Below are 12,967 nucleotides of genomic sequence, written 5' to 3' on the forward strand. Positions count from 1 at the left end.
CAAAAGCCACCTTCTCAGAAGGTGGTCTTTTACTGACGCCGTTCCCGTCAGTTCTGACCCGCCGCCAGCGAATATTTCTTTATTTTGCGATACAGCGTGGCGATGCCGATACCCAGCTCGTCCGCTGCCTGCTTTTTATTACTGTAGCGAGAGAGGGCGTCACGGATCATCTGCCGCTCCATCTCTTCCAGCGCCGTTACGTTTTCCTCCTGGGCGATGGTCGCTGCCGCTGAAACAGGCGCTGTCGGCTGGCTCGCCAGTTCACCGCTGCTCAACAGATTGGGCGGCAGGAGGGACATATCGATAATCTCGCCCGAGGGCACCACGTTGACCAGGTACTCCATCAAATTGCTGAGTTCGCGAATATTGCCCGGCCAGCGGTAGCGTTTGAGGAAATCGATCACATCCTGCGCGACGCCGGGGTAAACCAGGTTGAGCCGACCGGTATGCAAATGCAGAAAATAGTGAATCAGTAGCTCAATGTCGTCCTGGCGTTCGCGTAGCGGCGGTAGACGCAGCGGGATGACGTTCAGGCGATAGTAGAGATCTTCGCGGAACTTCCCTTCCGCAATGTACTGGTCAAGGTTTTGATTGGTTGCGGAAATAATGCGGATATCGACCTGAACCGGATGGCTGGCGCCTACCGGCTGAATCTCTCGTGATTCGATGGCCCGCAGCAGCTTGGCCTGCAGGGTGAGCGGCATATCGCCAATTTCATCCAGGAATAGCGTTCCGCTGTTGGCCGCCTGAATCAGGCCGGTCTTACCGTTAGCCGATGCGCCGGTGAACGCCCCCTTCACGTAGCCGAACAGTTCACTCTCCAGTAGCTGCTCGGGTATGGCGGCGCAGTTAATGGCGATAAAGGGCTTCGTGTGGCGGTCGCTGAGCTTGTGGATAGCGCGGGCAACAACCTCTTTCCCGGTCCCGCTCTCGCCGGCTATCATCACGCTGGACGGGCTTGGCGCCACGCGGCTGATGAGCTTTTTCAACTGCCGCATAGGCCGACACTCGCCAACCATCGCTTCAATTTGCGGCCCTTCCTGCCCGCAGCTGAAATCGCCAGAAGAGTGCGACTGGTGAAAGGCCATTAAAAACAGCCATTGATCCTGCACCGCGTGCAGCTGGCCGATAATGAGCTCCTTGCGATCGTCAAAGGAGATAATGTGCTGCATATGGCCGTGCTTGAAATTATCTTCGAAGGTCAAAGGCTGAAACTGGATGGACTTGCCAATAACGTGGCCCTGCGTCACGCTCATTATTTTCAGCGCGGCCTGGTTGGCAAATTTAACTTTTTGATCGTTGCCTACCACCAACACGCCCTGGTCCATATTTTCAATCATGGTTAAAAATATTTTGTGGATATTATCGCCAACCGCCCGTTCCTGTAAAAAGCGGGAAACGAATATGCTGGATACGTGGCGAACGTAATCTGAAAATTCCTGAATGTTCTCATTAATACGTTCCTGCTGCTCGCGGGTTAGCGCCACCAGGCTAATAACGCCAACGCAGCGGTCGTGATACATCACCGGAGTGCCGAGGAACGCTTTCTCTTCGCACTTGTCCTTATTGTTACAATCTTTGCAGAGAGGATCGAAGCGGGAATGGGTGACGACCTTTTCGCTCTGTGTTTCAATAATGTAACGAAGAAGCCGTGAATTTGAATTTAATTTATAGCCAATCTGCTTACTATAAGCCCCGGTTCCCGCAACGCGGTATAATTCGTTATCGACAATCTCAACCTCCAACTGTAGTACGCTGGACAACATCCTTGCAAACTTCTGAATTGTAGGCTGAATCTGCATTAAAATGGAAGGTGCTTTGGACGGTATCATGTATATCGGCCTTCTATTATTGCTCACCTGATCGGCATCGAGCGAGGCGGTTTTATTTATCTCTGAAGAATGATACCACTCCCTTTAGCGGCGAGCATTGATATAGATAGGGCCGATCCCCCCACCTTATCTTAATTATGCAATAGCTATCACAGTTCCTTATCAATATGATAAATTCACAGCGGATTTTATCATATTGGCGCAGTGTGAAGATGATAATCGTATTATTCACTGCGCCCTCCCTTGCCTGTACTGCTGGAATTGACGCCAGTGGCACAAATGTCAGCGTTTCCCTGCCGGAGAAACACGCCTGAATTCGTGACCGAGTTAGCATAATCTCAACCATTCAATTTTGACCGTCGCCTCCTGCGGAGGATTTGGCACGCTTATTGTTAGTGATTATACAGCGCTGGCAGTCGCTAATTCGGCAACTCTGCATATCCGACCGCACAGCAATCATTAAGCCGTCATTCACGACCAGGATTGAAACATGAAAACTGTTAACGAACTGATTAAGGATATCAATAAACTTAACTCTCATCTCAGTGAGAAAGACTTTTTGCTGACCTGGGAGCAATCGCCGGATGAGCTGAAGCAGGTGCTGGATGTCGCCGCCGCGCTGAAAACCCTGCGCGATGAAAATATCGCCACCAAAGTGTTTAACAGCGGATTAGGTATTTCCGTATTCCGCGATAACTCAACCCGCACCCGCTTCTCCTATGCCTCCGCGCTCAACCTGTTAGGTCTGGCCCAGCAGGATCTGGATGAGGGAAAATCGCAAATTGCCCACGGCGAAACGGTCCGTGAAACCGCCAACATGATCTCCTTCTGCGCCGATGCCATCGGCATCCGCGATGACATGTTCCTTGGCGCGGGCAATGCCTACATGCGTGAGGTAGGCGAAGCGCTGGATGACGGCCACAAGCAGGGCGTCCTGCCGCAGCGTCCGGCGCTGATCAATCTGCAGTGCGATATCGACCACCCGACGCAATCCATGGCCGATCTCGCCTGGCTGCGCGAGCACTTCGGTTCGCTGGAGAACCTGAAGGGCAAGAAAATCGCTATGACCTGGGCCTATTCGCCGAGCTATGGCAAACCGCTCTCGGTACCGCAGGGCATTATCGGCCTGATGACCCGCTTCGGAATGGACGTTACCCTCGCCCACCCGGAAGGTTACGACCTGATCCCGGACGTTATTGAAGTGGCAAAAAACAACGCCAAAGCTTCCGGCGGCAGCTTCCGCCAGGTAAACAGCATGGAAGAAGCATTTAAAGACGCCGATATCGTCTACCCGAAATCCTGGGCGCCGTACAAGGTGATGGAAAAACGCACCGAGCTGCTGCGCGCGAATGACCATGAAGGTCTGAAGGCGCTGGAAAAAGCCTGCCTTGAACAGAACGCCGGACATAAAGACTGGCACTGTACGGAAGAGATGATGAAACACACCCGCGACGGCGACGCGCTATACATGCACTGCCTGCCGGCGGATATCACCGGCGTCTCCTGCGACGCGGGCGAAGTCACCGAGGGCGTCTTCGAGAAGTACCGTATCCCGACCTACAAAGAGGCCAGCTGGAAGCCGTATATCATCGCCGCGATGATCGTGTGCCGCAAATACGCCAATCCGGGCAAGGTGCTGGAGCAGCTGCTCAAGGAAGCGCAGAAACGCATCAAATAATCCCCAGGCTGGCCTGCGGGCCAGCCTCATGACTTCGCCCATAAAAGGATAAGGATCGAGTATGTCTGCTTTCTCACTGAAAATGGATATTGCTGAAAACCGTTTTTTCAACGGGGAGACTTCGCCGCTGTTTTCACGCCAGCAGGCGCAGCAGGCTCGCCGCTTTCATCAAAAAATTACCGGCTATAAGCCTACGCCGCTGGTGGCGCTGAACGAGCTTTCCGCCCTGTTTGGCGTGCAAAAAATCCTCGTCAAAGACGAGTCCCGGCGCTTTGGCCTCAATGCCTTCAAAATGCTCGGTGGCTCTTACGCTATTGCCAGGCTGCTCTGTGAAAAATACCATTTAGATATCAACGACCTCTCATTCGAAACGCTCAAATCCAGCATTAAAGAGAAGATGACGTTCGCCACCACCACCGATGGCAACCACGGCCGCGGAGTGGCGTGGGCGGCCCGCCAGTTAGGCCAGAACGCCGTTATCTATATGCCTAAAGGTTCCGCACAGGAGCGGGTTGATGCCATTCTGCGCCTCGGCGCCGAGTGTATCGTCACCGACATGAACTACGACGACACCGTCCGCTTTACCATGCAGACCGCGCAGAAAAACGGCTGGGAGGTGGTGCAGGACACCGCCTGGGAAGGCTACACAAAAATTCCGACCTGGATTATGCAGGGCTACGCCACCCTCGCTGATGAAGCGGTAGAACAGCTCTCCTCGATGGGTATCGCCCGTCCGACGCACGTGCTCCTGCAGGGCGGCGTGGGGGCGATGGCGGGCGGCGTGCTGGGCTACCTGGCCGATGTCTACGGCGCGAAGCATCTCCATTCCATTATCGTCGAACCGGAGCTGGCCGACTGTCTCTACCGCTCTGCCCTGAAGGGCCAGATCGTTAACGTCAGCGGCGATATGGCCACCATTATGGCCGGCCTCGCCTGCGGTGAGCCTAACCCGCTGGGCTGGGAAGTGCTGCGCAACTGCGCCACGCAGTTTGTCTCCTGTCAGGACGCCGTCGCCGCCCTCGGCATGCGGGTGCTGGGAAACCCGACGGGCCAGGATCCTCGCATCATCTCCGGCGAATCCGGCGCCGTCGGTCTCGGCCTGCTGGCGGCGATTCATTTCCATCCGCAGCGCGAAGCGCTGATGCACAAGCTCAAGCTGGATAGCGATTCCGTGGTGCTGGTGATTAGCACCGAGGGCGACACCGACGTTAAGCACTATCGCGAAGTCGTCTGGGAAGGCAAACATCCGGCCGCGCAGTAGCCGACTTATCAAATTCCTCCCGCCCGGCGGGAAACCTGTATTCAGAACTGGAGAACATCCTTATGGCTAAGCAAATTCCGTTCAACGCGATCCTGGAAAAATCAAAGCAGTATGAAAAAGAGATGACCCGCTTCCTGCGCGATATGATCGCCATCCCCAGCGAAAGCAGTGATGAGAAGCGCGTGGTGCACCGCATCAAAGAGGAGATGGAGAAAGTCGGGTTCGACAAAGTTGAAATCGATCCGATGGGCAACGTACTGGGCTACATCGGCCACGGCCCGCGTCTGGTCGCCATGGACGCGCACATTGATACCGTCGGCATTGGCAACATCAAAAACTGGAACTTCGACCCGTACGAAGGTATGGAGACCGATGAGCTGATCGGCGGACGCGGCGCGTCTGACCAGGAGGGCGGAATGGCCTCCATGGTTTATGCCGGTAAAATTATTAAAGATCTGGGTCTGGAAGATGAGTATACCCTGCTGGTGACCGGTACCGTTCAGGAGGAGGATTGCGACGGCCTGTGCTGGCAGTACATTATTGAACAGTCCGGCATTCGTCCTGAATTTGTCGTCAGCACCGAACCCACCGACTGCCAGATTTACCGCGGCCAGCGCGGGCGTATGGAGATCCGCGTGGAAGTTCAGGGCGTCAGCTGCCACGGCTCCGCTCCGGAGCGCGGCGATAACGCCATTTTCAAAATGGCCCCCATTCTCACCGAGCTGGAACAACTTTCGCAGAAGCTGGGCTACGACGAGTTCCTCGGCAAAGGCACCCTGACGGTGTCAGAGATTTTCTTCACCTCGCCGAGCCGCTGCGCGGTGGCGGATAGCTGCGCCGTCTCCATTGACCGCCGTCTGACCTGGGGCGAAACCTGGGAAGGCGCGCTGGAAGAGATCCGCGCGCTGCCGGCGGTGAAAAAAGCCGCCGCGGTGGTCTCAATGTACAACTACGAACGCCCCTCCTGGACCGGGCTGGTCTACCCGACCGAATGCTACTTCCCGACCTGGAAAGTGGAAGAGAACCACTTCACCGTCCGCGCCCTGAGTAACGCCTACGAAGGTCTGTTCGGCAAAGCGCCGGTGGTGGATAAGTGGACCTTCTCCACCAACGGCGTGTCAATTATGGGCCGCCACGGCATTCCGGTTATCGGTTTTGGGCCAGGGAAAGAGCCGGAAGCGCACGCGCCAAATGAGAAAACCTGGAAATCGCATCTGGTGACCTGCGCCGCAATGTATGCCGCCATCCCGCTGAGCTGGCTGGCTACGGAGTAATTGTTCGTCCTGTCTGCCGCCGCGCTCTGCGGCGGTATGTTGAGGTTTCTATGCGCGTACTGATTAAAAATGGCCTCGTCGTCAACGCCGACGGACAGGTAAAGCAGGACCTGCTCATTGAAGATGGCCTCGTCAAGCGCCTTGCCGATTCTATTGAGGCAGAACAACCCTGCGAAGTGATTGACGCCGAGGGCTGCTACGTGATGCCCGGCGGCGTCGACGTTCATACTCATTTCAATATTGACGTGGGGCTCGCCCGCAGCTGCGATGATTTTTTTACCGGAACCCGGGCCGCGGCCTGCGGCGGCACCACCACCATTGTTGATCATATGGGCTTTGGCCCCGTCGGCTGCCACCTGCGCCACCAGTTCGAAGTCTATCGCGGCTACGCCGCCTATAAAGCCGTTATCGACTACAGTTTTCACGGCGTTATCCAGCACGTTAACCACGGCATTCTCGACGAGATCCCGATGATGGTGGATAGCGGCATCAGCAGCTTTAAGCTCTATCTGACCTACCAGTACAAACTTAACGATGACGAGTTGCTGCAGGCAATGCGCCACCTGCAGCGCGCCGGCGCGCTGACGACGGTTCATCCGGAAAACGATGCCGCCATTGCCCAGCGCCGGGCGGAATTTATCAACGCCGGTAAAACCGCGCCGCGCTATCACGCCCTGAGCCGCCCGCTGGAGTGCGAGGCGGAAGCCATCGCCCGAACGATCAACCTCGCCAGGCTGGCGGGAAACGCGCCGCTCTATATTGTTCATCTTTCCAACGCCCTGGGCCTGGAGTATCTACGTCTTGCCAGAAGACGCCACCAGCCGGTGTGGGTAGAGACCTGCCCGCAGTATCTGCTGCTCGACGAGCGCTGCTATGAGCGTGAAGATGCGCTTAACTACCTGCTCAGCCCTCCTCTGCGCAACGCCAGTAATAACGATGCGCTATGGCGCGGCATCCATGATGGGGATATTGACACGGTCGCCACCGACCACTGCGCGTTCTCTGCGCAGCAGCGCAGGCAGATCTCCGGCGGCGACTTTAGCCGCTGCCCGAACGGCCTGCCTGGGGTGGAAAACCGGCTGCTGCTGCTGTTCTCGCACGGCGTGATGACCGGGCGCATCACCCCCGAGCGCTTTGTGGCGCTCACCAGCGCCAATCCGGCGAAGCTGTTTGGTCTGTGGCCGCAGAAGGGTCTGCTGGCGCCCGGCGCCGATGGCGACGTGGTTATCATCGATCCACAGCGTACGACCACCATCCGCCATGCCATGCTGCACGACAACGCAGACTATTCACCCTATGAAGGCTTTATCTGCCAGGGCGCGATTCGCCAGACGCTCTCCCACGGCAGAGTGATCTTCGATAACGGCACCTTTACCGGCATCGCCGGACAGGGCCGCTTTTTACGCCGACAACCTTTTTCCACCGCTCACCAGACCGTCAGCGGAACAGAAACGTAATGAGAGGAAGCTATGAGTAAAAAAATTGTTCTCGCTCTCGGCGGGAATGCGCTGGGCGACGATCTCGCCGGACAGATGCGGGCCGTACAGCACACCGCCCGGACGATCGTCGATCTTATCTCCCTTGGTCACCAGGTGGTGGTCACTCACGGCAACGGCCCGCAGGTGGGCATGATTAATCAGGCCTTCGAGGCCGCGGCAAAAACCGAAGCCCACACACCGATGCTACCGATGTCGGTCTGCGTGGCTCTCAGCCAGGGCTACATCGGCTACGACCTGCAGAACGCGATTCGTGAAGAACTGCTCACGCGCCAGCTGGACATTCCGGTGGCCACCCTGATAACCCAGGTGGAAGTGGACGCTAACGATGAGGCTTTTCTTAATCCGACCAAGCCCATCGGCTCATTCTTCAGCAAAGAAGAGGCTGAGAAGCTGAGCCAAAACGGCTACATCATGAAAGAGGATGCCGGGCGCGGCTACCGTCGCGTCGTCGCGTCGCCAAAGCCGGTCGATATTATCGAGAAACAAACGGTAAAAGCGCTGATGGATGACTGCCACGTGGTGATCACCGTCGGCGGCGGCGGCATTCCGGTCATACGCGAAGGTAATCATCTGCGCGGCGCCAGCGCGGTCATCGACAAGGACTGGGCCAGCGCGAAGCTGGCGGAGATGATCGACGCCGATCTGCTGATCATCCTCACCGCCGTGGAGAAGGTGGCGATCAACTTCGGTAAACCTGACGAGCAGTGGCTGGATAACCTCTCCCTGCGCGATGCCGAACGTTTTATCGAAGAGGGACACTTTGCCAAAGGCTCTATGCTGCCAAAAGTGGAAGCCGCCGCCGCCTTCGCCCGCTCAGGCCCGGGGCGCAAAGCGCTGATCACGATGCTAAGCAAAGCCAAAGAGGGGATAGAAGGAAAAACGGGCACCATCATAAGCCAATAAGCTGTACGCTACGGGTTGCCGGGAACCTCCCGGCAACTCTCCCCTGCTCTTCAGATTGCCACCGCTTCAGCCAGACAATCCGGCTGACAAGATTGCCGCACCTGATCCATAAGCCCCCCAGGCGCGCCGTTTTTCACCTGCAGGATTTCCGCCAGTACGCTGATAGCAATCTCGTTTGGCGTCTCGGCGCCGATGTCATAACCAATCGGCGCCCGCAGGCGGCTGATATCCGCCTCCGGCACGCCGTTCTCCCGCATCTGGCGTAAAAAAGCCTGCACTTTCCGTCGGCTGGCCAGCAGCCCAAGCCAGGCTACCGGCTGGGTTATCAGCCTGTCCAGCGCCTCGCGATCCTGGTTGTTGGTGGCGATCAGTACGAAATCCTGCGGCCGCACCGCCATCGCCTCGACCACTTCCGTAAAGCTGGAGCCATGGACCAGCCTCGCCGAAAGCGGAAAAGCCTCCGGGCAAAGGCTGGCGGGATAGATATCGCCCACGCAGATGTCAAAATCCACCAGCGCCGCGGCGTGGGCAACCGCACGATTGACGTGCCCGGCGCCGACCAACAGCAGGCGCGGGCGCAGGCCGTGAACGCTGATATAAACCGACATCGCGCCGCCGCAGTCGGAGCCCACGGCGTCGCTACCGGTGCGCGCCATGCGGCCGTGGAACATTCGCGACTCCCGCTCGCTCAGCGCCTCCAGCGCCTCATCGATGACTTTACGCTCCACCATCCCGCCGCCAATGGTGCCCACAATCGAGCCGTCCTCCCGGATGAGCATCTGAGCGGAGTGTCGGGGGGTAGAGCCCCGGCTTACGACAATCTGCGCCAGGGCAAAGGGACGGTTCTGCTCCTCAAGTCGTGCAGCTTCTGCAAAAATATTCATACCAACCTCAAAGGCGATGTTTACGGCTCTATTTGATTATCTGCGATATTTCCCCGGGTTCTCAGTTTGAGAGTCTACCCGGCGTAGAAATAGCGTCGCAGCGACCCGTAGCAACTATGCAATATTTATACTTAGCCGCTATTTTTCATCGTAAATTGTGAGCCAGGTCATTTCGTTAGCCCTATTGACGCTGCAACGAGGGTATCTCATCGATTATTTCCTCTGTTACCGCAGCAAAAATAAGCCGCCTGCTGAAATCACCGCCGAATAGCCGACATAAATTATCATTCTGATATTCCGGATCTGATTTTGAGAAATCTCGCCGAATGATAAAGCGTATTGATTTGAGTTCTCATTTACCCGCTATGGAATTATTCGCCCGGCATCGTCGAGTTTCGACCTGGTTCACAAATTAATTATTTCGCCGCCGCGGTTTGAATAACTGGTGTGATTGTTGCTCCTCTTTCGTTATCCGTCGGGATTATTACCACCGGCAATGTCGATCTTACAATGATATCTAAGGAGAGGGTTATGGGAGATATAATGCGTCCCGTGCCGTTTGAGGAGCTTTTAACGCGCATTTTCGACGAGTATCAGAGTCAGCGGACTATTTTTGGCATTCCCGAGCAACAGTTTTACACGCCGCAGGCGCAGAGGTCGATCGGCGTATTCGGCGAAAGCTGTGCGACGCCGCTCGGCCCGGCAGCCGGGCCGCATACCCAGCTGGCGCAAAACATCATTACCGCATGGCTCACCGGCGGGCGGTTTATCGAGCTGAAAACCGTACAGATCCTTGACCGGCTGGAGCTGGAAAAACCCTGTATCGATGCCGAAGATGAGTGCTTTAACACCGAATGGTCCACCGAATTTACCCTCAAGAAAGCCTGGGATGAATACCTGAAAGCCTGGTTCACGCTGCATCTGCTCGAGCAGGTCTTTCCGCTGGGCACCCATAAAGAGAGCAAGTCGTTTATTTTCAATATGAGCGTTGGCTACAACCTTGACGGTATTAAACAGCCGCCAATGCAGGAATTTATCGACAATATGATGGACGCCTCCGCCCATCCTAAATTCGCCCAGTACCGCGACACCCTGAACCGCTGGCTGCAAAATAGAACCTTTATCGATCGCCTGCCAACATGCGCGCGCAAAGACGGGCTCGATAACCTTGCCCAGCGCGTGCCCGCCAGGCTGGTGGAAGGGGTGACCCTCTCGACGATGCACGGCTGTCCGCCGGATGAGATCGAAGCCATCTGCCGCTATATGCTGACGGAGAAAAACCTCAACACCTTTGTGAAGCTCAATCCGACCCTGCTCGGCTATCCACGCGTACGCCAGATCCTCGACGCCTGCGGCTTCGGCTATATCGGCCTTAGCGAAGAGTCATTTGACCACGACCTTAAGATCGACCGGGCACTGGAGATGCTGACGCGCCTGATGGCGCTGGCGAAAGAGCGCAGCCTTGGCTTTGGCGTCAAGCTGACCAACACCCTCGGCACCGTCAATAACAAGGGGGCGCTGCCGGGAGATGAAATGTATATGTCCGGCCGCGCCCTGTTCCCGCTATCTATCAACGTGGCCGCCCTGCTCTCGCGGGCGTTTGACGGCAAGCTGCCGATCTCCTATTCCGGCGGCGCCAGCCAGCTGAACATTCGCGAAATTTTCGAAACCGGCATTCGCCCTATCACCATGGCCACCGACCTGCTGAAGCCGGGAGGATATCTGCGCCTGAGCGAGTGCATGCGCGAGCTGGAAAAAGCCGACGGCTGGAACATGACGCAGATCGACGTCGAGCGCCTCAACGCGCTGGCGGAAAAAGCGGTGAGCATGGACTACACCCAGAAACAGTGGAAGCCGGAAGAGCGCATTGATACCGGCGAGCCCCTGCCGCTGCTTGACTGCTACGTCGCCCCCTGCGTAACGGCCTGCGCCATTAAGCAGGATATTCCGGAATATATTCGCCTGCTGGGCGAGCATCGCTACGCCGACGCGCTGGAGCTAATCTATCAGCGTAACGCGTTGCCGGCCATTACCGGCCATATCTGCGACCACCAGTGCCAGTACAACTGTACGCGCCTGGATTACGACAGCGCGCTCAACATTCGTGAGCTGAAAAAAGTGGCGCTGGAGAAAGGCTGGGACGAGTACCGCAGCCGCTGGCACAAACCCGCGGGCTCCGGCTCCCTGCACCCGGTAGCGGTGATCGGCGCAGGCCCTGCGGGTCTCGCCGCCGGATACTTTCTCGCCCGCGCCGGGCATCCGGTCACGGTTTTTGAACGCGAAGCCAACGCCGGGGGCGTGGTGCAGAATATCATTCCGCAGTTCCGCATTCCCGGCGAGCTTATCCAGCACGATATCGATTTTGTCGTCGCCCACGGCGTCAAAATTGAGTACGGCTGCGACCCGCATCTGAGCGTAGAAAAGCTGCAGGCGGAAGGTTTTCGTTATGTGCTGGTCGGCACCGGTACCGATAAAAACAGCGGCGTGAAGCTGCGCGGCGATAACCAGAACGTGCATAAGTCGCTGCAGTTCCTGCGCCAGTTCAACCGCGGCGACCGACTGGATCTGGGCAAACGCGTGGCCGTGGTCGGCGCCGGCAATACCGCGATGGACTGCGCCCGCGCGGCGCTACGCGTGCCGGGCGTGCAGAGCGCAACCATCGTCTATCGCCGTTCTCAGCAAGAGATGCCCGCCTGGCGCGAAGAGTACGATGAGGCGCTGCTCGACGGCGTCGACTTCGAGTGGCTATGCAACCCGGAACAGTTTAACGCCGACGGAACGCTCGTCGTACGCGTGATGAAGCTGGGCGAGCCGGATGAGAAAGGCCGCCGCCGTCCGGTAGAAACCGATGAACTTCGCACGCTGAAAGTCGACTCCCTGATTACCGCCATCGGCGAGCAGCAGGACGGCGAAGCGCTGTCGGCAATGGGGATCCCGCTCGACCCGCAGGGCTGGCCGGTGGTCAACGCCGATGGCGAGACCAGCAAGCCGAACGTCTTTCTGATTGGCGACGTTCAGCGCGGCCCCTCTTCTATCGTCTCCGCTATCGGCAACGCGCGGCGGGCCACGGACGTGATCCTGGCGCGGGAGAATATCGCCAGCAGCTACGGGAATAAAGTCTGGAACAATGTCGATCCGGCGAAGGTGTATCAGCGTAAAGGCGCTATCGCCGTCACGCTGGTGGATAAAAACCAGCGCGAGGCTTTTGTCGAGCAGGAAGCCAGCCGCTGCCTGGAGTGCAACTACGTGTGCAGCAAGTGCGTCGACGTCTGTCCAAACCGCGCCAATATTTCCGTGGCCGTCCCGGGGTTCCAGAATCGTTTCCAGACCCTGCACCTGGACGCTTATTGCAACGAATGCGGCAACTGCGCTCAGTTCTGCCCGTGGCAGGGGAAACCGTATAAAGACAAAATCACCGTATTCAGCCTCGAGCAGGATTTTGTCAACAGCACCAATCCGGGCTTCTTCGTCGAGGGTGCCAGCGTCAAAGTGCGTCAGAACGACCAGACGTGGCAGCTGGAAATTAACGACCGCGGCCAGTTTAACGAGGTGCCGGCCCAGCTCGACGCCATGTGCCGCATCATAAGCCATATTCATCAGCATCAAAGCTATCTCCTGGGAGGCGTTGAAGTATGA

The 12,967-nt window shown here is 57.2% G+C and carries 7 protein-coding genes and 1 pseudogene; 6 read left to right on the forward strand and 2 right to left on the reverse strand.

Features of this window, described 5'->3' with window-relative positions; genetic code table 11:
• Positions 1–47: 47 nt before the first annotated feature.
• Complete coding sequence (locus HMPREF3178_RS27000) at positions 48–1,832, reverse strand: sigma-54 interaction domain-containing protein (protein ID WP_004103163.1); 1,785 nt, start codon at positions 1,830–1,832, stop codon at positions 48–50.
• Between the two features lie 490 nt (positions 1,833–2,322).
• On the opposite strand from HMPREF3178_RS27000, the gene ygeW reads away from it, so the two are divergent.
• The 5 genes from ygeW (at position 2,323) to arcC (ending at position 8,447) form a co-directional block, all read left to right on the forward strand.
• Positions 2,323–3,510, forward strand: coding sequence for a knotted carbamoyltransferase YgeW (ygeW, locus tag HMPREF3178_RS27010; protein WP_004103164.1), 1,188 nt, complete (start codon positions 2,323–2,325; stop codon positions 3,508–3,510).
• Positions 3,511–3,571: 61 nt separating this feature from the next.
• Positions 3,572–4,771: a diaminopropionate ammonia-lyase gene (dpaL, locus tag HMPREF3178_RS27015; RefSeq protein WP_017145668.1), complete on the forward strand. Its 1,200-nt coding sequence runs from the start codon at positions 3,572–3,574 to the stop codon at positions 4,769–4,771.
• Between the two features lie 62 nt (positions 4,772–4,833).
• Positions 4,834–6,045, forward strand: a complete 1,212-nt coding sequence (locus HMPREF3178_RS27020) for a YgeY family selenium metabolism-linked hydrolase (protein WP_004113674.1) — start codon at positions 4,834–4,836, stop codon at positions 6,043–6,045.
• A 50-nt stretch (positions 6,046–6,095) separates the two neighbouring features.
• Entirely contained in the window at positions 6,096–7,502 is a 1,407-nt protein-coding gene (gene hydA / locus HMPREF3178_RS27025) for a dihydropyrimidinase (protein WP_004113675.1), read from the forward strand.
• A 12-nt stretch (positions 7,503–7,514) separates the two neighbouring features.
• A complete protein-coding gene (arcC, locus tag HMPREF3178_RS27030) occupies positions 7,515–8,447 on the forward strand; it encodes a carbamate kinase (protein ID WP_004103169.1) in 933 nt (310 codons plus the stop codon).
• 107 nt (positions 8,448–8,554) lie between these two features.
• Here the strand turns inward: arcC and HMPREF3178_RS27035 are convergent.
• A pseudogene (locus HMPREF3178_RS27035) lies at positions 8,555–9,331 on the reverse strand (XdhC family protein); the annotation flags it as partial.
• Between the two features lie 531 nt (positions 9,332–9,862).
• Here HMPREF3178_RS27035 and ygfK point away from each other — a divergent pair.
• Positions 9,863–12,967 carry a putative selenate reductase subunit YgfK gene (ygfK, locus tag HMPREF3178_RS27040; protein WP_004113677.1) on the forward strand — a complete coding sequence of 1,035 codons (3,105 nt, stop codon included), beginning with the start codon at positions 9,863–9,865 and terminating at the stop codon, positions 12,965–12,967.

Origin of the sequence: Klebsiella sp. HMSC09D12 (genome assembly GCF_001808475.1) — a bacterium.
GTDB lineage: Bacteria > Pseudomonadota > Gammaproteobacteria > Enterobacterales > Enterobacteriaceae > Klebsiella > Klebsiella oxytoca.